This is a genomic window from Arthrobacter sp. Soil761 (genome assembly GCF_001428325.1).
In the GTDB taxonomy this organism is placed as follows: Bacteria; Actinomycetota; Actinomycetes; order Actinomycetales; family Micrococcaceae; genus Arthrobacter.
This window is the reverse complement of record NZ_LMSF01000023.1, coordinates 45,701-63,566: the sequence shown is the minus strand read 5'-3', so window position 1 is coordinate 63,566 and position 17,866 is coordinate 45,701. Positions and strand designations below refer to the sequence as shown.

Here is a 17,866-nt window from a genome sequence, read left to right as displayed (position 1 = left end):
CCACGCTGGCCCCACCTTTTCCGGGGTTTGATCCGAACAACCCCGGTAGCATTTCAGTTATCCCCCAACAGATCACAGGAGAACCATGACTACCGTCAAGGCTTATGCATCCCCGTCCGCCACGGAGGACCTGGTGGCAACCACCATTGAGCGCCGCGAGGTGGGTCCCCACGACGTCATGATCGACATCAAGTTCGCCGGCATCTGCCACTCGGACATCCACACTGTCCGCGGCGACTGGGGCCGGCAGCAGTACCCGCTGGTTCCCGGCCACGAAATCGCGGGCATCGTTACAGAGGTGGGCTCCGCGGTGACCAAGCATGCCGTTGGCGACCGTGTTGGTGTTGGCTGCATGGTCAACTCCTGCAAGGAGTGCGCCAACTGCCAGAAGGGCGAGGAACAGTACTGCCTCAAGGGCAACGTTGGCACGTACGGCGCCGTTGACCGCGACGGCACCATCACCCAGGGCGGCTACTCCACCCACGTTGTGGTGACCGAGGACTTCGTGGTGACCATCCCCGAGGGCATCGAACTCGATGTCGCCGCACCGCTGCTGTGCGCCGGCATCACCACCTACTCACCGCTGCGGCACTGGGGCGCCGGTCCCGGCAAGAAGGTCGCCGTCGTCGGCCTCGGCGGCCTGGGCCACATGGCCGTCAAGCTCGCCCACGCCATGGGCGCCGACGTGACTGTCCTGTCCCAGTCGCTGAAGAAGCAGGAAGACGGCCTGCGCCTGGGCGCTGACAGCTACTTCGCCACCAGCGATCCCGCCACGTTTGAGGTGCTCGCCGGCTCCTTCGACCTCATCATCAACACGGTCAGCGCTTCAATCGACATCAGCTCCTACCTCGGCCTGCTGAAGCTTGACGGCGCACTGGTCAACGTTGGTGCTCCTGCCGAGCCGCTTCCCGTCAATGCGTTCGCACTGATCGGCGGCCGCCGCTCCTTCGCCGGTTCCATGATCGGCGGCATCCGCGAGACCCAGGAGATGCTCAACTTCTGCGCCGAGCACGGCCTGGGCGCCGAGGTCGAGGTCATCCCGGCTGAGAAGATCAACGAAGCCTACGAGCGCGTCCTTGCCTCGGACGTCCGCTACCGCTTCGTGATCGACACCGCCACCCTCTAAAGCACCACCCCCGCGCGGCGGGCCGGCTCCGAAAGGGGCCGGCCCGCCGTCGTCCGTGGCAGAAGCAGCAGCCGTGGCAGAAGCATCAACCCGCTACGGGGCGAGGCTCTTGAGGATCGCCGCCGCGGGGCCGTCCACGGCATGCCGGTAGTTGATGCCGGCCCACAGGTTCAGCCAGTCCGGCTCGCCGGCGGCTGCAGCCGCTGCCCGCAGGGGAGTGGTCAGGTGGTGGATCTCCGGGTAGCCGTAGGGGGCATCGGGGTCGTGGCGGCGCATGAATTCGTTGTAGAGGCCGCGGGCGTTGCGGCCCGAGAAGGCGCGGGTGACGGCGGTGGTGGTGAACCGCTCCGATGACGACAACGCGGCCCGGTGCGCCGCCTTGGTTCCCGCTTCATCCGCGCGGAGGAAGGCGGTTCCGGCCTGGACCGCCGCGGCACCCACGGCGAGGGCAGCCCGCGTGTCATCGGGCGTGGCAATCCCGCCGGCCGCGATGAGCGGCACCTCAAGGTCGGAGAGCTCTTCGAGGATGCCATGCAGGGGCACCTCGGGAGGCGGAACATCCGCCTTGAACGTCCCGCGGTGGCCGCCGGCTTCCGGGCCCTGGACGCACAGGGCGTCGGCGCCTGCCTCAAGCGCCTGAAGCGCTTCGCCGCGGTCCGTCACCGTGGCGACCACATACACACCCTGCTTTTGGAGGGCCTGGACCACGCCGGTAGCGGGAACGTCGAAGGTGAAGGACACAACGGCCGGCGCGAGCTCCAGCAGGACCTCGAGCTTTTTGTCCCAGTCGTCATGGTCATGCCGTGGCTCGCCCAGGCTGACACCGAAGCGCTCGGCGTCAGGGGCCAGGGACGCCGCGTACTGCTGAAGGGACGCCGGGCTGATGACCGACGGCTGGGGAACGAACAGGTTGACCCCGAACGCCCGGCTGGTGAGTGAGCGCACCGTCTCAATCTCGGAGCGCATCGCCGCGGCGGTCTTGTATCCGGCCGCGAGGAAGCCGAGGCCGCCGGCGGCAGTGGCAGCCGCCGCGAGCTGAGGTGTGGAGGGCCCGCCTGCCATCGGTGCCTGGATGATCGGCACTGCCAGGGACCCGAGGTTGAACCGGCCGGGCTTTTGCTGGGTATCCATGTTTCCTCCCCGTCCTGCTGCGCGTACCTCACGAATGCTACGCCGTTCCGCGGCGGCGGGCTGCGCCAGGCTGTGCGGTCAGGGCCCCCGTCCCCGCGGGGCAGCAAAAAAAGCGCGGACGACGGCGGGTGGTTCCCCGGCGTCGTCCGCGCCCCTTGGTGGTGGGAGTGCCTAGAGGGCCAGTGCCGCCTCGTCGCCGCGCACACTCAGGGTGAAGGTGTTGGGCCCGCTGCACGTGACAGCGATGCGGCAGGTGGTGGTGTTGTGGCGCGACGACAGGTCGCTGACCGCGGAATCGAGGGTCTCGTGGAGTGAGGTACGGTCCCAGATCTTCAGGGTCACGGATTCGGCAGTATTAAACGTCATTGTTCAGACTTTCCTGTATCAAGCCGGCGCTGCGTCCGGTCAATTGGCCTGTCCGCGCTCAGAGGATCGGTGGCCGGTGCTCACCGGTGGGCCTCATTGCGTCACCAGGATGTCGAGGGCCGATGTGTCCTGCCCTGCCCTTCCATAGTGCCCATGACGAAAGTGCCTGCTCAACCAAAATGCCCTATTATTGCGAGTGATTCTCATCACTTGTGAGCGGGCGCACAGTCCACTCCGGCGTTACGGAAGCGCAGTGCTGCTCCACGCCTTTGCTCGTCGGCTTCGATCAGCTGGTCCGGCCCCCGGTCCATTCGACATTCATCTTTTACCCCCACCCGGATCGGCATTAAGGCTGCCCCTCGCCACGATCTCCTGCGCAATCTCCTGGATCCGGCGGTTGCCGGATGCGGCAGCGGCCTGGAGGAGGTCCAGTGCGCCGTCCCGGCCGCCGCGGGCCTGGAGCATAACCAGCGCAATGGCCGCGTCAACCACCGCGCGCGACTTCAGTGCGGCCCGCAGGTCCTCGGAAAAGACCTCAGGGGCGTGGAGCCGCAGTGCGAGCCGAAGGATGCGGGACATCGACGCCGCCTGGTCCTCCACCAGCTTGACGGTCTCGGGGTCGAAGGCATGGACAGCATGCGCGTAGCAATTGAGGGCCGCTTGGGAAAGGGGCTCCGTGCGGATGGGTACCGCCAAAACCGAGCGCACACCCAGCTTTGCAACGGCATAGGTGTACGGTGCCCACCTCTGGTCAAGCTGCAGGTCGTCGATCAATACGCTGCGCTGCTCCCTGAGCGCGGCGAGGCATGGGCCTATGCCAAAGGCGTACTGGGTCTCGTCCAGCCGGCGGCCCTCTTCGCTGCTGTAGGCAAACGTGGACAGGGCGCCGTCGCGCTCCACGGTGACCGTACATGCCACCGGCGTCCCGTCTCCCCCCAGCTGCGACGCGGATATGGTCGCAAGGCCCAGGAGGAACTGCGAAAATTCCGGGGTGTTGAGCAATAAATCCTGATACTGGTCTGCGGTGGTGACTGCATCGTTGTTGGCCATAAGGCCTCAATCCCTAGTTGCGCCAGTGATCCTTTATTCGACACTACGCCTGTAAAGGGGATTCCGAACAGGGTTTGATGCCCGTCTCACTGATGCTGCTTCAGGGGCCTGGCGCGGCGGCGCCTGGTTCGCTGCCGCCGTCGTCATCCCCTTCCGCATCCCCATCCGCATCCTCTTCCGTGGCCTCCGGCCTGGATGTGAAGTCATTGGAGTAGGGCGCACGCGGCCGCGGCCGCTCGTCAATCAACTCGTTCGCCGCAAGCGCCAGCAGGTCGCGCTGGATCGGCGGCAGCGAGAGAAGGCCCTGCAGGTAGGCCTCCACCTCATATTCGCCTGCGTCTCCGGACATGCCAAAGTACTTCAACCACAGCTCCGACACGGAGATATCCGCTGCCCTGAGGGCTGCACGGAGCCGGCGCCTTTGTTCCGGTTCGTGTGGATCGAAACCCATCCGCGCTGCCTAAATCCCGGACGCCGGCGTCCCGGCCAGAATGGATTCGCTGATGTTCAGCAGGGTGGTGCGCTCGTTCCGCGCCTGGTTCATCAGCTGTTGCAGCGCCGCCTTGTGCGTCGTGCCCAGGCGTTCCATCACCACACCGCAGGCGCGGTTGATGACATCCCTGCTGTGGAGCGAAGTCTGCAGCCCTTCCGTCATTTTGCGCGGAGCTTCGCTTCCTTGGACGTGCGACAGAAGGGTCGCGGCCGGCCCGGCGAACAGTTGAATCAGCCGCACGCTGGTTTCGTCGTAGCCGGACGGTGTGGCGGCATACAGTTTGAGGGCGCCGATCGCTTCCTTGCCGGCCATCAACGGTGCACTCACCACTGACCGGATGGGTAGTCCCCGCACCGAGTCCCGCCATAGCGGCCACCGCATGTCGTCGTGGAGGTCCTGGACCAGGACGGGAATCTCTGCCGCCCAGGCTGTCAGGCAGGGACCTTCGCCATGGCGGTACTGTTCGGCGTCAGCCTGTTCCACCACCCCGTCGGTGTAGCCGCTGCTGGTCCGCCGGCCCCGGGAGTCAAGCAGGGACACGCCAGCACCGATGGTGCCCGGGACTGACTCCTTGGCGGCCCGCGCCAGGAGGCTGACCGCGGTGCCCACCTTTTCCTCTGTCAGCAACAATCCCTGAATCCGAGCAATCACAATGCTGAGCTCGTCAATGGGCAGGTGCTGGGGCATCTCTCCAGCATAGGTTAACCACTTGGCGTCTCCACGCGCCGCTTGGCTGCAACAGTAGGATTGCAGCATGTCGACATCAGCAGATAACGAGTCGGTCCGTCAGCTGCAGGAAATCCTGGTGGGCGCGGAGGGCATTGTGGATTTCCTGTCCGGGCTGTCGGGCATGGCTGCCGCAGCGGTCTCCGAAGCTGCGAACAACACGATCGAGTGTGCTGTCACCCTCAAAGTCCGGCGGCGTCCTGCCACTGCAGCCGGCAGCAGCGACCGTGCGCTGGAGCTCGACCACATAGAGCAGCTGTTGGGCGACGGGCCTTGCGTCCGTGCCCTCCGGGAGATGACTCCGATCATGATTGACGACGTCGCAGAAGACCCGAGATGGCCGGACTTCAACAAGAAGTTGGCCGAGCACAGCGTGCGCAGCAGCCTTGGCGTGCCGTTGGTGATAACCGGTGATGCAAGGGCGGCGTTGAACTTTTTCGCCGCCAAACCCCACGCGTTCACCGCTGATGTATACGATAAGGCGGTTGGTTTCGCTGGTGCCGCCCACAACACCATGCAGCTCTCCGTGCGCATCAACACGAGCGAAAACCGGGCCGACGACCTGGAAGCCGCCCTTGAGAGCAGGACCGCCATCAATCTGGCCTGCGGCGTGATCATGGCGCAGAACCGATGCTCGCAGGAAGAGGCGATGGAGATCCTCACCAAGGTCTCAAGCAACCGCAACCGTAAGCTCCGGGATGTTGCCAAGGAACTGATTGAGCAGTTGTCCGGCACCAGCGTCCGCACGCACTTCGACTCGTAGCCGGCAGGTGGCCAACCTGATCCCGGCCTGGTCAGGGTGCAGCTCTCAAGGATACGACGGCGGTCCCTCCGCTTCGGTGAACGTCCCAGCAGTGGCCGCTGCCGATGACGTCGTAGTCCCCGTCGCCCAAGGCCGCTAAAACCACGGCTGTGTGCTCGTCAATGGCCACCGTCCTTTCCACCAGGCCAGCTGCCACGGCGCCCACGGCACGGCTCAGGGTCCCGGCCTGGGCGGCATGGACATCCACGGAAAACCCGGCCAGCCTCAGACCCTCGCGGATATCCACTGAGTCCAGGCCCTCCGAGCACTCTTCGCCGCAAACTTCCACTCCGTTGACCTTGTATCCGCCAACCAACGCCCGCCGGGGTGCCACCATGGCGCCGGCGGAAAACCCCAGATAGGGTGCGCCGTCGGCAACCAGGCGCCGTATCGTTGCGGCCGCGGGGTGCAGGGCCTCCCAATAGGCCGGTGTGAGACCGCCGCCCACCACCACCGCATCGACTTTCGCGAAAGCGCCGGGGTCGGCAGGCTTGCCGTCTGGAAGCGGTACGGCAGCAATTTCGCACTCGATCCTGGCCTGGAGGGGTTCGGCGCAGGCGGCCACGAGTTCCTGCAGGTTGCCGCCGCGTTGGTGCACGGCTACGGCGATGCGGGGAGTCCGGCGGCCGGCATGTTCCCGGACGTCGAGTGCGAACCGGTCGAAGACCTCCTGGAATGCCAGCGGATCCGGGCCCGCCCCGGCGAGGAAGATGCTCATGGCCTTCAAGATACCGGCACGGCCGGGGTGCCCACGGCAGGACCATTGACGCACGTCCAACTGAGGGCTAATCTACAACCAAATGGTTGTAGATACGCTGACTGAGACTGAACTGGACCGCCTCTTCCAGGCGTTCGCCGATTCCACCAGGCGGGACATCGTCCGCCGGGTGACTGTCGGCGAGTACTCCGTTTCCGGCCTGGCAGCGCTTTATGCCATGAGTTTTGCGGCCGTCCAGAAGCATGTGGCGGTGTTGGCGCGGGCATCCCTGGTCGCCAAGGAAAAACGCGGAAGGGAGCAGATCGTGCGGGGCAATCATGAAGGACTGCGGAAAGCCCGGCAGCTGCTCGACGAATATGAACAAATCTGGCGGCAGCGCGCCGCCAGGATGGCAGACATTCTCGCTGAAGGTTAGGAAGGCTTTGCCATGGCAGTCATCACTATGGACAAGAACCCGGAGGCGCTGACCCTCACCCTGGTCGCAGAGTTCGACGCCGGCGTCGATCGTGTGTGGCAGCTGTGGGAGGACCCCCGCCAGCTGGAGCGCTGGTGGGGCCCACCCACCTGGCCGGCCACATTCCACAAACTGGAATTCGTCCCCGGCGGCCGTGCCAACTACTACATGACCGGCCCGGAGGGGGAGAAGGCCCACGGCTGGTGGGAATTCACAGCGATTGATGCCCCGCGGACGCTGCAGTTCGACGACGGGTTCGCGGACGACGACGGCAATCCCACCGGCGACCTGGGCGTCACCCACGCCACGGTCACGTTGGAGCCGCTGGGGGAGCGTACCCGCATGACCATCCAGTCGTCCTTTGAATCCGAGGAGCAGTTGGAGCAGATGGTGGCCATGGGCATGGAGGAGGGCCTGAAGGGAGCCGTGGGCCAGATCGACGGCATCCTCGCCGAGCACGCCAACGCCTGACTGCACGGCTGCCACGACGAACTCCCGCCACAGCATCTGGTGGGCGGACGACGGCGGGACGTCCCGCCGTCGTCCGCCCACCTTTGCCGTTGAACAAGGAAGCCGCCCGTTGAAATACTGGAAGGTGGTTCAGGCCGAGGGAAGGCGGTGGCAGCAATGAGCGGCGGGACAGGGGATTTCCGGAAGCGCCTGGAGAGGGCAGTGGAGCTCCGTTCATACCGCGGCGCCGGCATCAGTGCCGAGGAGGAAGCCGCGCTGGACGCCCTCGACGAGAGGGAGCGTGAGAAGCGGAGGAAAGTCAGTGATGCCGCCCGCGCCGAGTACCTGGTCCGGGACGCCATGGCACAGGGCAAGTTCGACAACCTCAAGTACGCGGGCAAACCGATCCCCGGCCTGGGGGACTCGTACGATCCCGACTGGTGGGTCAAGGGGCTGATCCAGCGGGAACATATCAGCGGCCTGGGCCCGGCTGCCATCCTGCTCCGCGCCGAGGACGCTGAGCTCGAAGCCAAGCTGGATACCCAGTACACCGAGCAGCAGGTCCGGGACCTCCTTCAGGATTTCAACCGGCGCGTGATCGATGCCCGCCGCCAGCTGCAGGGCGGGCCGCCGGTGGTCACCAAGACCCGTGACGTGGAGGAGGAAGTGGAGCGCTGGCGCAGCCGGCGTGCGGCGCGGAGTGTGGAAGTTCCTGTCGAACCGGAGCCCCAGCGTTCGTGGTGGAAGCGGTTGTGGAAGGGGACGGGCCAGGAATAAGGGTTCCACTGCTCATGGAGCCGGCTGGCAGATGGGGGGACAGTTATCGGCGGTCAGCTGGTTTTCCACATAGGGCTTCTGGGTGGCTGTCGCTGTCGGACCCTGAGGTCTGCCGCTCCGCTGAAGCCAGGGCCTACGGCTTCGGGGTGGGGCTGGGACCAATCATCGAAGCGGGAGGCGGCGCGAACGGGGTTGCGGGATAAAGCGGCGCCACCTTGAGCATGTAGTTGGCCCACTGTGGACCGGCGATCATGTATCCGTCCAGCCGGGGGTAGAAGGTGCCGTTGATGGTCACGTTTTGTCCTGGCCGCTTTTGGCCTTCCAGGGCATCCCCGAAGAAGGAAGCGGTGACCATGCCGGTGGTGTATCCCACCACCCAGGTGGAACCGTTGTTGTTCGAGGTCCCGGTCTTGGCTGCGGTGGGGACCTTGTCATGGACCTTCGGGTTGATCCAGACACCGGAGCCCCTCTTCAGGACATCCTGCAGTACCGAGTTGACGCCGCGGGCTACGTCCGGTTTGACGGCATCGTGGCAGTCCGGGGCCTGGGCAGGCAGCTTCGCCCCGGCTGCATCCGTGACATCAACCAGTCCAATGGGTGCGCAGAAGCGGCCGTCCGTGGCGAAAGTGGCAAAGGCATTGGCAAGGGTAAGGGGGGCAACGCCGGTTCCGCCCAGCAGGTTGCCCAGCTGGTGCATGTTGACCGGGGTGCTGTCGAGGCCACTGTGCAGCCCGACGGCATCCACCATCTTCTGGATGCCGCAGAAGTCCAGCTGCGCTGCCGCGGCGAAGGTGGCGGTATTGATCGAGTTGTACAGGCCGTAGTTGACGGGCATCGGCCGGTAGAAGCCGTCCTCGGCATTCTGCAGGTCGTCGGCAGCACCAAGGGCGGGGTTTGCCTGCGCGGTGCTGTAGGCTCCCAGCACCTTTCCGCAGCTGTCCTTCCACGGGAACCCCAGGGGATAGACGCGGCGTGAGGCGTCCACTTCGGCGGTGATCGACTTTCCCTCGTTCAGCCACTCCGCAAAGGTGAAGGGCTTCATGGTGGACCCGGGCTGGAAACCTCCGGCGCCGTTCAGGTCGTTGCCCTGGGCGTCCTTGGCATCCACGTTGAAGTTGAGGTTGGTGTCGAACTTGCCGGGTTGCGGAAGGAACACCGTGTTTTGGGCCATCGCCAGGATCTTGCCGCTGCCGGGCTGGATGGTTACCAGCGAAGCTGCCCACCGGTCAGGATTTGCGCCTGCGGTGCCGTCAACCTGGGCCTGTGCGGCAGACTGAAGCCTGCTGTCCAGGGTGGTGACGATAGTGAGCCCACCCCGGTACAGCCTTCGTTCCCGTTCAGGTTCCGTCGGGCCGTAGGCGGGATTGTTGAGGATCAGGTGCGAGATGTAATCGCAGAAGTACGGCGCGATGGCCGCATTGGCGCAACCCTGCTGCTGGGGCGTGATCTTCAATTCAATCGGAGCGGCCACGGCCTCGTCATGCTGGGCCTGGGTGATCTTGCGCAGGCGCAGCATTTCGGACAGGACCTGGTTGCGGCGCACAATGGACTTGTCCGGGTTGGTGGCCGGGTTGTACAGGGTTGGGCTGTTGACCAGCCCGGCCAGCAAGGCTGCCTGGGGAAGGGTGAGGTCTTTCGCGCTGGTGCTGAAGAAGTAGCGTGCCGCGGCTTCAATTCCGTAGGCGTTGCTGCTGAAGAACACGATGTTGAGGTAACCCTCAAGGATCTGGTCCTTGGTGTACTTCTTCTCCAGCGTGATGGCGAGCTTCATTTCCCGCAGTTTGTCGCCAAGGGTCTTCTGCCCGTTCAGGACCACCGCGTCCGGCCTGTCCTGTGAGAGCTGTGCCTCGTTCAGGACGTTGGTGACGTACTGCTGGGTGATGGTCGAGGCGCCCTGCTCGCCGCCCTTGGTCAGGTTGGACACCATCGCCCGCAGGATCCCCTGCGGATCAACACCCGCATGGTCGTAAAACCTGCTGTCCTCGATGGCGACAATGCCGGTCTTGATGAAGGGCGACATCTGGTCCAGCGGTACCCGCACACGGTTCTCCGCGTAAAACGTGGCGATCGGTTGCCCATCGGCGGTCAGGACCTTCGTAGCCTGCGACGGCGGCTGCACCGTCAATTCCGCCGGCAGGCTTTCGAAGAAGCCAATGGAGGAACTGACGCCCATCCCGGCGGCTGCCACAGCCGGAACCACCAGGCTGGCTGCCAGCACGCCGCACATGACGCTCGCTGCGAGGAACCCCAGGATCCGTCCCAGGGCCGCGCCAAAACCGCCCCTGCGCTTCCGCTTCTTCACCATTCCTCAGCCCTCGTCCTGTGAGGTGGGAACAGGATACGCCCCTGCCAAGGGCCGAAACAGTGGCGGAAGGTCAGGATTTGGTCACACCGAACCATTGACCAAGCGATAGTTACCGACATATCGTTAGCTATCGCTGAATAAAACAGCGAGCTTCTGAAAACGAAAGGACCATGCCACCATGAAAGGCATATTTGATGACAGGAATCCCGGCCCGGAATTCGGCAAGGGCCGCTTCGAACGGGGGAGGGGCCACAGGGGACCGCACGGGCACCGGGGTCCGGGCTTTGGTCCCGGTTTCGGACCTGGTTTTGGACCTGGTTTCGGACCCGGATTCGGGCCGGGCTTTGGCCCGGGTTTCGGGCGGGGCGGCCGGCGGGCCAGCCGGGGCGATGTCCGTGCAGCCATCCTCTCGCTCCTTGCGGAGGCGCCATCCAATGGTTACGGACTGATCAAGACCATCGCCGCAAAGACCGGCGGAATGTGGCGGCCAAGCCCGGGATCCATTTACCCCACGCTCCAGCAGTTGGTGGATGAGGGCCTGATCGAGGCGCTCAGTGAAGGCCGCGGGACCGAGTTCGCACTCACGGACGCAGGCAGGGCCTATGTGGCAGAGCATGCCGAGGAGATGGAGAACGCCTGGAACGCCGAACCGGACAGCGCCGACAGGGACTTCCACCAAAGCATCGGCAAGCTCCTGGGCGCCATCCATCAGTTCCGCACCGGCGTGACCCAGGAACAGCGTGCTGCTGCGATCGAGAAGATGGATGAAACCCGCCGGGCGCTTTACAAAATCCTTGCGGACTAGATTCTTAGGCCGCGGCTGCGGAAGCTACGCGAAGGAGTCTTCCCGGGCGTGCCGCTCCGCGGGAGCAGCAGCGGTCGGGATGTGCGCAGCTGCCTGGCGCAGGGGGTTGAAGCCTGCTCCGATCTCGCCGAACGCGTAGGCGGTCTCGGCGTGCTCGGACAGGTCCACGCCGGCGGTCTCGGCCTCGTGGCTGACGCGGAAGCCCACCGCCTTGTTGATGATCCGCGCAATGACCGCCGTGCCAAGTCCGGACAGCAGCAAGGTGATGACGACGGCGGCTGTCTGGGCGATGAGCTGCTGGACACCGCCGCCGTAGAAGAGGCCGCCGCCCTGGCCGTTCACGGGGAGGGCGATGAATCCCAGGGACAGGGTGCCAATGAGGCCGGCCCCCAGGTGGACGCCCACCACGTCGAGGGAGTCATCAAGGCCGAACCGGTACTTGAGGTCCACGAATACGCAGCATGCCGCTCCCGCCACCAGGCCCAGGCCGATTGCTGCCACCGGGCTGACGTTGGCGCAGGAAGGGGTGATGGCCACAAGGCCGGCCACAACGCCGGAGGCGGCGCCCAGGGAGGTGGGGTGCCCGTGGCGGATCTTTTCGGTGATGAGCCAGGTGAGCATGGCCGCGGCGGGGGCCACCAGCGTGTTGATCCAGATGAGGCCGGCCTGTTCAGCGCTGGTTGCGGCGCCGCCATTGAAGCCAAACCAGCCGAACCACAGGATGGCCGCGCCCAGCATGATGAAGGGCAGGTTGTGGGGGCGGTGATTGGGGTCCTTAGCGAAGCCGTGGCGCTGGCCCACGATGATGGCCAGCACCAGCGCGGCAGTTCCTGAACTGATTTCCACCACGGCGCCACCGGCGAAATCGATGACCTGGCCGAAGATTGCGGTGACGGCCCCGCCTGCACTCATCAGCCCGCCACCCCAGATCATGTAGGCGAGAGGGCAGTAGATCAGGGTGATCCACACGGGAACGAACAGTGCCCATGCGCTGAACTTCGCGCGGTCGGCGATGGCGCCGCTGATCAGGGCCACGGTGATGATGGCGAAGGTGGCGCTGTAACCGGCCTTGAGGAGGTCCGGCGAGCCCATCAGGTTCTGCAGGCCGAAACTCGTGAAGGGATTGCCGAAGAGCCCCAGGATGCCGTCTCCGGTAGTCATGGAGTAACCCCAGAGAACCCACACCACGCCCACGATCCCGGCGGAGATGAAGCTCATCATGATCATGTTCAGCGCGGCCTTGGCGCGGGTCATGCCGCCGTAGAAGAGGCCGAGCCCAGGGGTCATCAGCAGTACCATGGCGGCCGAAATCATCAGCCAGACGTGTTGGGCAGTGATTTCCACCGGTGGGTCCCTTCGCAACGTGATCTTGGTCCGGGGCCTGTTTTGGCCCCAAGCATTTCCCCCGGGATCCATTTTTGGCGTCGCGTGTTTCAGTCAATGCCGCTTAAAGTTGCAGGCACGTTACACAAATCGCTCCCGCGTGAAGTTCACGTATCCGGTATGTTTCGGGAATGTAAACGGCTTCTCTGGCCGGAGCCACCCACGCTGGCACCTTCCCAAAACTTCCCCGCCGGCACAGGCGACGCAGCGCACCTAAGGTGAGAAACGCCGTCGTACCCTGCTTGGCCTTCTGTTTCAGAGCTATGAACGGCAGCTCACAGGGTCAGAACCTGCGCGCGTTGGCCAGGACCGGCAGGTTGGCCCGTACGTCGGCCACCGTGGCGGGGTCAATATCGACGACGGCGAGTTCGGGTTTTCCGCCAAGGGTCACCAGCGGTTTGCCGAGTGGGGTCACAACCGCGCTGTGGCCGATTCCCGTGGGTGCTGTTCCGGCGGGACCAGCGCCGACGGTTTCGGGATCCCCTTGGCCGCAGGCAATCACGAACGCGGTGCTGTCCAGCGCCCGTGCGCGAACCAGCAGGTCCCACTGCTCGGCCTTGCCCTCCCCGGCGCCCCAGGAAGCGCACACGATGTTCACCTGCGCCCCCGCGTTCGCGTTTGCCGTGAACAGGCCGGGAAAGCGCACGTCGTAGCAGGTGGCAAGGCCGAAGACGGTCCCGTCCAGTTCGAACGTAACCGGCCCTTCCCCTGCGTCCACTGTCCTGGACTCCGTGAACCCAAAGGCATCGAAGAGGTGGATCTTGTCGTAGGAAGCATCCACACCGGGTCCGGTGATCAGCAGCGTGTTGCGGACGCGGCCGTCCTTCCCCGGCGTGAACATGCCGGCCACAATCGTGATCTCCAGCTCCCGGGCCATCCTGCGGACCTCGCTGGCCCACGGGCCGTCGAGGGGCTCGGCAATGTCCCTGAGGGAGTGCCCGAACGCGCGCATCGTCGCTTCGGGAAAGACAACCAACTGCGCGTCCGCATTACTGGCCTGCGCGGCGTAGTCCCACATCAGTTCAAGGTTGGCGGCGGTGTCTGCACCGCTGATGATCTGCGCTACTGCAATACGCATTACTGCCGGTAGCCCTCAACCTCGCTGATGGGGCGGGCCTCGGCGTCGTTCGGGTTCTCCCCGGAATCCTTCTTGGCCCGGCGCTGGCGCAGCAGGTCCCAGCACTGGTCCAGGCTTTCTTCCACGTACTTCAACCGCGCCGGGTCCGGGGCCTGCCCGCTGCCCGATCCCTCGCGCAGCGAGTGCTCCTCCTCCACCAGGGCCTGGATGTGCGTCAAAATGTCCTGATCATTCATGGCTTCCCCTAACTCCGGACCGGTCACCTTCAGCGTACGGATCAGGTGCTGAAGCCACCAGTCCCCGCGCGGTACCATCAACTTCATGCCCACTGCGCTCGATATGGCAGGTCCCATCCTGGAAGTGCTCACCTGGTTGTGCCTGCCCGCCGGGCTGGGACTGCTTTTCTACACCGGCTTCCTCCGCCGCTTCGTGCACCCCTGGGACGTGGCCGAGGCCGTGGTGTACTCCGATTCCACCGGCGTGGGGTTCCGCTGGTTCGACCGGAAGCACCAGGTCCACAACGCCCCCATGTCTCCCTACGACATCAGGGACATGGCGGCGGGAGACACCCTCCCCATCTACTACCACCCCAAGCGCCCAACGCAGTGGCAGACCACCGCGCCGGAGGAAGCCGGCAGGACAGCCTCGGTCCTGGGCCGCTGCCTGACGGCGATCGGCTCGGTAGCGCTCCTGGCCGGCTTCGTCCTGCCGATGTTCTAGGAACCGGCTGTGTTCCAGGGGCTGGCTGTGTTCTACGGACTGATCAGGACCACAACAATGCCAAGTCCGCCAAGGACCACTCCGGCGAGAGCGGTCCAGAGCACGGCAGGCAGGTCCGCTTCGATGCTTTCGCCTGCCAGGCCATGGGACCTGGCCCGGTACCGGCGGCGCTGCGTGAGGTAGATGGCAAGGGCGGCGCCGCCGGAAATCGCCGGCAGCATCAGGATGGGTAACCCGTAGACGGGTAGCCAGCGCAGGAAGAAGGCGCTCGCCGTCACCAACGCCAGCATGGTGCGGCCCCATGCCAGGGCGGTCCGCTCGGGCTGGAGGCCGGGATCGCCGTGGGGGCTGGGAACATGGGCTGCCACAGGCTCAGCGCCAGAGGATAAAGACCAGGACGACGGCGGCAGCCAACGCCCCTGCCCCGGCCAACAGGGGCACGAAAAACGGCAGGGGCAGCGGGGCCCTGGTGCGCATGCTCCGCTCCACCCGAAGCCACCGCACCGCGGCACCACCGCTGAGCATCATGCCCAGCAGCAGCAGGAGGACCGCAAGGCCTTTACGGACAGGCTCAACAAAAAGTCCGGACGTGAACGCCTCAACGGCAATGCCGCCTGCCAGCAGCGCCAGCGACGTGCGGATCCAGGCGAGGAAGGTGCGCTCGTTGGCAAGCGTGAAGCGGGGGTCCGGTTCCTCGCCGCCGGGGAGCAGCCGTTCGGCCATTTTTCCGCGCGGGGGCGGGCCGGGCGGCTGCTCACTGTTGGTCACCGGGCCAGTTTAGCCGCCGCTCCGCGGGGCAAACATGATCACGGCAACACCCAGCAGGCAAACCAGGGAGCCTGTGATATCCCACCTGTCGGGGCGGAAGCCGTCAAAGACCATGCCCCATGCCAGGGAACCTGCCACAAACACCCCGCCATAGGCCGCCAGGATCCGGCCGAAGTGCGCGTCCGGCTGCAGGGTGGCCACGAAGCCGTAGGCGCCGAGCGCGGCCACGCCAAGTCCGGCCCACCACCAGTCCCTGCCTTCGCGGACGGACTGCCACACCAGCCAGGCGCCGCCGATCTCCGCTGCCGCGGCCAGCACGAACAACACAATGGCCTTGAAAATACTGACGGTTTCCTCCGGTATGCCCACGGAGCCATCTTTCCAGCCGGGAATGCCACCGGTATCCGGACAGTTGGGCAAGGTATGCAGCGCATAGGATTCCTTTCATTCGGCCACTGGGGCCCCGGCCAGGGCTCGCGCACCAGGACGGCGGCGGACGCCCTGCTCCAGGGGATCGAACTGGCGGTTGCCGCTGAAGAACTCGGCGTGGACGGGGCATTCTTCCGGGTCCACCACTTCGCCAGGCAGCAGGCATCACCTTTCCCGCTCCTGTCAGCCATCGCAGCCCGCACCAGCCGGATCGAAATTGGCACCGGCGTCATCGACATGCGCTACGAAAATCCCCTGTACATGGCGGAGGAGGCTGCAGCGGCAGACCTGATCAGCGGTGGCAGGCTGCAGTTGGGCATCAGCCGCGGGTCACCCGAGCCGGCCCGGGAAGGCGCGTCGGCATTCGGCTACCGGCCGCAGCCGGGGGAGACCGACGCCGACATGGCCCGGCGCCACACCGCCGTCTTCCGCAAGGCCATCACGGGTGCCGGCATGGCTGAGGCGGACCCCAGGTACGCCGGCGGCGCCACCGGCCTCCTCCCCGTCCAGCCCCAGTCCCCGGGCCTCGCGGAACGGATCTGGTGGGGCGCCGGCAGCAGGAAGACCGCCGTCTGGGCCGCGGAACTGGGCATGAACCTGATGAGCTCCACACTGCTCACCGAGGACACCGGTGTCCCCTTCCATGAACTCCAGGCCGAACAGATCCAGCTGTTCAGGGACGCGTGGGCGGCAGCAGGACATACCCATGCCCCGCGTGTTTCGGTCAGCCGCAGCGTCCTTCCCATCGTGGATGAGGAGGACAACTACTACTTCGCCGGCAGCGCCCTTCGTGACGGCCGCGACCAGGTGGGCGTTATCGACGGACTGACTGCCAGGTTCGGCAAGAGCTACGTGGGCGCGCCGGACCTCCTGGCGGAACAACTCGCAGCCGATGCGGCAGTGCAGGCAGCGGACACCCTGCTGCTGACCGTTCCCAACCAACTGGGCGTGGACTTCAACGCCAAGTTGCTGGGAAACATCGCCGGGCACGTCGCCCCGGCCCTGGGCTGGAGCCGCCAATAACGTGCGGAAACCAGGTGCGGGAACAATTTGTGAGACCGAACCGTTACTCTTATAGTGCGGCGTGGGGGCTTCGCGCCCTTAACTAGTGTGTGACTGCGGAACGGTCATATGACGGAGAGAGAGATATATGGCTCGCACCGCTCTAGGCTTAACCGTATGATCCGGCTACGTCAGCTGGCCCAGGCGGCCTCAGTGCTTACCACCCCTTTGGCGCCGGAAGACATTCTGGCACTATTCAACCCTGTCTACTCAGCCAGGCAACTGCGCGGCGTGGTCACCCGCGTGGTCCAGGAGACGGCCCAGTCGGCCACCATCTTCTTCCGCCCCGGCCGCGGCTGGAAGGCGCACCTTGCCGGTCAGTGGGCCCGCATCGGCGTCGAACTGGACGGCGTCCGGCACTGGCGCTCCTATTCGCTCAGCGCTCCGGCAGGCAAGGATCCTGCCATCACCGTCACGGACGTCGGCGCCGTGTCCGGCACGCTGGTGCGCACCACCAAGCCCGGCGATGTCCTGTTCCTGGCTCCGCCGCAGGGCGACTTCGTGCTTCCGGAGCACCCCCGGCCCCTGCTGATGGTTACGGCGGGCAGTGGCATCACCCCGGTGATGTCCATGATCCGTACCCTTGTGCCGCGGCGTCCGGATGCCGACGTCGTGCTGGTCCACTCCGCACGCACTCCGGGCGACAGCCTGTTCCGTGAAGAGCTGGCCGAACTCGCGGACCAGTTCCCCAACTTCCGCCTGGCCCACTGGTACACCGGTGAACAGGGGCGGATGGACTTCTCCAGCACCAAGGAGCTGGACGAAATCTGCCCCGACTGGAAGGACCGGGCTGCCTACGCCTGCGGTCCGGACAGCTTCCTGGACGACGCCGAGGCCCTCTGGAAGCGCGCTGCGCTGACCACCCGGGCGCCGGGGACCGACGTCGCCGTTGCCGGAGACGCCGGCAACCTCATGATCGAGCGCTTCAACACCACCTTCAACGCCGGTGTAGGGCACGACGGCGGCTTGGTCACCTTCGAAGCCTCGGACCGGGAGGTGGAGGCCGACGGCGACACCCCCATCCTGGACATCGGCGAGGACGCCGGGGTGCTGATGCCCAGCGGCTGCCGGATGGGCATCTGCCACAGCTGCCTCACACCGCTCCTGGCCGGCCAGGTCCGCGACCTGCGGACCGGGGAAATCCATGGCGAACCAGGCCAACTTATCCAAACGTGTGTCTCGGCAGCCGCCGGGCCCGTCAACCTCGAACTCTGAGGAGCAGT

The 17,866-nt window shown here is 65.5% G+C and carries 22 protein-coding genes; 9 read left to right on the top strand and 13 right to left on the bottom strand.

The genetic code is table 11. From position 1 onward, the window contains the following. The first annotated feature begins 85 nt into the window (after window positions 1-85). Window positions 86-1,126 carry an NAD(P)-dependent alcohol dehydrogenase gene (locus ASG79_RS12435; protein ID WP_056391504.1) on the top strand — a complete coding sequence of 347 codons (1,041 nt, stop codon included), beginning with the start codon at window positions 86-88 and terminating at the stop codon, window positions 1,124-1,126. Between the two features lie 93 nt (window positions 1,127-1,219). On the opposite strand, the gene ASG79_RS12430 is transcribed toward ASG79_RS12435, so the two are convergent. The 5 genes from ASG79_RS12430 to ASG79_RS12410 all read right to left on the bottom strand — a co-directional run bounded on the left by ASG79_RS12430 (window position 1,220) and on the right by ASG79_RS12410 (window position 4,853). After that, entirely contained in the window at window positions 1,220-2,257 is a 1,038-nt protein-coding gene (locus ASG79_RS12430) for a nitronate monooxygenase (protein ID WP_018770611.1), read from the bottom strand. 171 nt (window positions 2,258-2,428) lie between these two features. Beyond that, on the bottom strand, window positions 2,429-2,623 hold the full coding sequence (locus tag ASG79_RS12425; RefSeq protein WP_018770610.1) for a hypothetical protein: 195 nt from the start codon (window positions 2,621-2,623) through the stop codon (window positions 2,429-2,431). Between the two features lie 318 nt (window positions 2,624-2,941). Continuing rightward, complete coding sequence (locus ASG79_RS12420) at window positions 2,942-3,673, bottom strand: GAF and ANTAR domain-containing protein (RefSeq protein ID WP_056391502.1); 732 nt, start codon at window positions 3,671-3,673, stop codon at window positions 2,942-2,944. 100 nt (window positions 3,674-3,773) lie between these two features. After that, the gene (locus ASG79_RS12415) at window positions 3,774-4,124 is read right to left on the bottom strand and encodes a hypothetical protein (RefSeq protein ID WP_056391499.1); all 351 of its coding nucleotides are present in this window, start codon (window positions 4,122-4,124) and stop codon (window positions 3,774-3,776) included. 9 nt (window positions 4,125-4,133) lie between these two features. After that, window positions 4,134-4,853, bottom strand: a complete 720-nt coding sequence (locus ASG79_RS12410; protein WP_018770607.1) for a GAF and ANTAR domain-containing protein — start codon at window positions 4,851-4,853, stop codon at window positions 4,134-4,136. A gap of 67 nt (window positions 4,854-4,920) precedes the next feature. Here ASG79_RS12410 and ASG79_RS12405 point away from each other — a divergent pair, with 67 nt between their 5' ends. Further along, entirely contained in the window at window positions 4,921-5,655 is a 735-nt protein-coding gene (locus ASG79_RS12405; RefSeq protein WP_056391496.1) for a GAF and ANTAR domain-containing protein, read from the top strand. Window positions 5,656-5,686: 31 nt separating this feature from the next. Here ASG79_RS12405 and ASG79_RS12400 read toward each other — a convergent pair whose 3' ends face one another. Continuing rightward, complete coding sequence (locus tag ASG79_RS12400; RefSeq protein WP_056391492.1) at window positions 5,687-6,412, bottom strand: Type 1 glutamine amidotransferase-like domain-containing protein; 726 nt, start codon at window positions 6,410-6,412, stop codon at window positions 5,687-5,689. Between the two features lie 82 nt (window positions 6,413-6,494). On the opposite strand from ASG79_RS12400, the gene ASG79_RS12395 reads away from it, so the two are divergent. From ASG79_RS12395 to ASG79_RS12385, 3 genes are all read left to right on the top strand, one after another. Further along, the gene (locus tag ASG79_RS12395; protein WP_056391489.1) at window positions 6,495-6,827 is read left to right on the top strand and encodes an ArsR/SmtB family transcription factor; all 333 of its coding nucleotides are present in this window, start codon (window positions 6,495-6,497) and stop codon (window positions 6,825-6,827) included. Between the two features lie 12 nt (window positions 6,828-6,839). Further along, window positions 6,840-7,337, top strand: coding sequence for an SRPBCC family protein (locus ASG79_RS12390; protein WP_018770603.1), 498 nt, complete (start codon window positions 6,840-6,842; stop codon window positions 7,335-7,337). Between the two features lie 156 nt (window positions 7,338-7,493). Further along, a complete protein-coding gene (locus ASG79_RS12385; RefSeq protein WP_056391486.1) occupies window positions 7,494-8,093 on the top strand; it encodes a DUF1992 domain-containing protein in 600 nt (199 codons plus the stop codon). A 133-nt stretch (window positions 8,094-8,226) separates the two neighbouring features. Here the strand turns inward: ASG79_RS12385 and ASG79_RS12380 are convergent, their stop codons facing one another. After that, window positions 8,227-10,398, bottom strand: coding sequence for a transglycosylase domain-containing protein (locus ASG79_RS12380; protein ID WP_056391483.1), 2,172 nt, complete (start codon window positions 10,396-10,398; stop codon window positions 8,227-8,229). A gap of 178 nt (window positions 10,399-10,576) precedes the next feature. Between ASG79_RS12380 and ASG79_RS12375 the strand changes: the two genes are divergently transcribed. Further along, window positions 10,577-11,203, top strand: a complete 627-nt coding sequence (locus tag ASG79_RS12375) for a PadR family transcriptional regulator (protein ID WP_018770600.1) — start codon at window positions 10,577-10,579, stop codon at window positions 11,201-11,203. A 24-nt stretch (window positions 11,204-11,227) separates the two neighbouring features. On the opposite strand, the gene ASG79_RS12370 is transcribed toward ASG79_RS12375, so the two are convergent. The 3 genes from ASG79_RS12370 to ASG79_RS12360 all read right to left on the bottom strand — a co-directional run bounded on the left by ASG79_RS12370 (window position 11,228) and on the right by ASG79_RS12360 (window position 13,900). Continuing rightward, complete coding sequence (locus ASG79_RS12370) at window positions 11,228-12,547, bottom strand: ammonium transporter (RefSeq protein WP_056391480.1); 1,320 nt, start codon at window positions 12,545-12,547, stop codon at window positions 11,228-11,230. A gap of 322 nt (window positions 12,548-12,869) precedes the next feature. Further along, window positions 12,870-13,664, bottom strand: a complete 795-nt coding sequence (locus ASG79_RS12365) for a carbon-nitrogen hydrolase family protein (RefSeq protein WP_056391477.1) — start codon at window positions 13,662-13,664, stop codon at window positions 12,870-12,872. After that, the gene (locus tag ASG79_RS12360; protein ID WP_026265973.1) at window positions 13,664-13,900 is read right to left on the bottom strand and encodes a DUF2630 family protein; all 237 of its coding nucleotides are present in this window, start codon (window positions 13,898-13,900) and stop codon (window positions 13,664-13,666) included. The genes ASG79_RS12365 and ASG79_RS12360 overlap by 1 nt, the downstream gene beginning before the upstream one ends. 85 nt (window positions 13,901-13,985) lie before the next feature. On the opposite strand from ASG79_RS12360, the gene ASG79_RS12355 reads away from it, so the two are divergent. Continuing rightward, the gene (locus ASG79_RS12355) at window positions 13,986-14,384 is read left to right on the top strand and encodes a hypothetical protein (RefSeq protein ID WP_018770596.1); all 399 of its coding nucleotides are present in this window, start codon (window positions 13,986-13,988) and stop codon (window positions 14,382-14,384) included. A gap of 32 nt (window positions 14,385-14,416) precedes the next feature. Here the strand turns inward: ASG79_RS12355 and ASG79_RS12350 are convergent, their stop codons facing one another. The 3 genes from ASG79_RS12350 to ASG79_RS12340 are packed head-to-tail and all read right to left on the bottom strand — an operon-like array spanning window position 14,417 to window position 15,521. After that, entirely contained in the window at window positions 14,417-14,752 is a 336-nt protein-coding gene (locus tag ASG79_RS12350) for a DUF202 domain-containing protein (RefSeq protein ID WP_018770595.1), read from the bottom strand. Between the two features lie 4 nt (window positions 14,753-14,756). Further along, complete coding sequence (locus tag ASG79_RS12345; protein WP_056391475.1) at window positions 14,757-15,152, bottom strand: YidH family protein; 396 nt, start codon at window positions 15,150-15,152, stop codon at window positions 14,757-14,759. A 9-nt stretch (window positions 15,153-15,161) separates the two neighbouring features. Beyond that, window positions 15,162-15,521: a YnfA family protein gene (locus ASG79_RS12340; protein WP_056392051.1), complete on the bottom strand. Its 360-nt coding sequence runs from the start codon at window positions 15,519-15,521 to the stop codon at window positions 15,162-15,164. Window positions 15,522-15,575: 54 nt separating this feature from the next. Here ASG79_RS12340 and ASG79_RS12335 point away from each other — a divergent pair, with 54 nt between their 5' ends. Both ASG79_RS12335 and ASG79_RS12330 read left to right on the top strand, forming a co-directional pair. Beyond that, window positions 15,576-16,604, top strand: a complete 1,029-nt coding sequence (locus tag ASG79_RS12335) for an LLM class flavin-dependent oxidoreductase (protein WP_056391473.1) — start codon at window positions 15,576-15,578, stop codon at window positions 16,602-16,604. A gap of 156 nt (window positions 16,605-16,760) precedes the next feature. Then, window positions 16,761-17,858, top strand: a complete 1,098-nt coding sequence (locus tag ASG79_RS12330; RefSeq protein WP_056391470.1) for a ferredoxin reductase — start codon at window positions 16,761-16,763, stop codon at window positions 17,856-17,858. The last annotated feature ends 8 nt before the right edge of the window (window positions 17,859-17,866 follow it).

Excerpts from the sequence above, each read along its gene's own strand:
- ASG79_RS12435 (WP_056391504.1), top strand. The coding sequence starts at position 86 with ATGACTACCGTCAAGGCTTATGCATCCCCGTCCGCCACGGAGGACCTG.
- ASG79_RS12430 (WP_018770611.1), bottom strand. The coding sequence starts at position 2,257 with ATGGATACCCAGCAAAAGCCCGGCCGGTTCAACCTCGGGTCCCTGGCA.
- ASG79_RS12425 (WP_018770610.1), bottom strand. The coding sequence starts at position 2,623 with ATGACGTTTAATACTGCCGAATCCGTGACCCTGAAGATCTGGGACCGT.
- ASG79_RS12420 (WP_056391502.1), bottom strand. The coding sequence starts at position 3,673 with ATGGCCAACAACGATGCAGTCACCACCGCAGACCAGTATCAGGATTTA.
- ASG79_RS12415 (WP_056391499.1), bottom strand. The coding sequence starts at position 4,124 with ATGGGTTTCGATCCACACGAACCGGAACAAAGGCGCCGGCTCCGTGCA.
- ASG79_RS12410 (WP_018770607.1), bottom strand. The coding sequence starts at position 4,853 with ATGCCCCAGCACCTGCCCATTGACGAGCTCAGCATTGTGATTGCTCGG.
- ASG79_RS12405 (WP_056391496.1), top strand. The coding sequence starts at position 4,921 with ATGTCGACATCAGCAGATAACGAGTCGGTCCGTCAGCTGCAGGAAATC.
- ASG79_RS12400 (WP_056391492.1), bottom strand. The coding sequence starts at position 6,412 with ATGAGCATCTTCCTCGCCGGGGCGGGCCCGGATCCGCTGGCATTCCAG.
- ASG79_RS12395 (WP_056391489.1), top strand. The coding sequence starts at position 6,495 with ATGGTTGTAGATACGCTGACTGAGACTGAACTGGACCGCCTCTTCCAG.
- ASG79_RS12390 (WP_018770603.1), top strand. The coding sequence starts at position 6,840 with ATGGCAGTCATCACTATGGACAAGAACCCGGAGGCGCTGACCCTCACC.
- ASG79_RS12385 (WP_056391486.1), top strand. The coding sequence starts at position 7,494 with ATGAGCGGCGGGACAGGGGATTTCCGGAAGCGCCTGGAGAGGGCAGTG.
- ASG79_RS12380 (WP_056391483.1), bottom strand. The coding sequence starts at position 10,398 with ATGGTGAAGAAGCGGAAGCGCAGGGGCGGTTTTGGCGCGGCCCTGGGA.
- ASG79_RS12375 (WP_018770600.1), top strand. The coding sequence starts at position 10,577 with ATGAAAGGCATATTTGATGACAGGAATCCCGGCCCGGAATTCGGCAAG.
- ASG79_RS12365 (WP_056391477.1), bottom strand. The coding sequence starts at position 13,664 with ATGCGTATTGCAGTAGCGCAGATCATCAGCGGTGCAGACACCGCCGCC.
- ASG79_RS12360 (WP_026265973.1), bottom strand. The coding sequence starts at position 13,900 with ATGAATGATCAGGACATTTTGACGCACATCCAGGCCCTGGTGGAGGAG.
- ASG79_RS12355 (WP_018770596.1), top strand. The coding sequence starts at position 13,986 with ATGCCCACTGCGCTCGATATGGCAGGTCCCATCCTGGAAGTGCTCACC.
- ASG79_RS12335 (WP_056391473.1), top strand. The coding sequence starts at position 15,576 with ATGCAGCGCATAGGATTCCTTTCATTCGGCCACTGGGGCCCCGGCCAG.
- ASG79_RS12330 (WP_056391470.1), top strand. The coding sequence starts at position 16,761 with ATGATCCGGCTACGTCAGCTGGCCCAGGCGGCCTCAGTGCTTACCACC.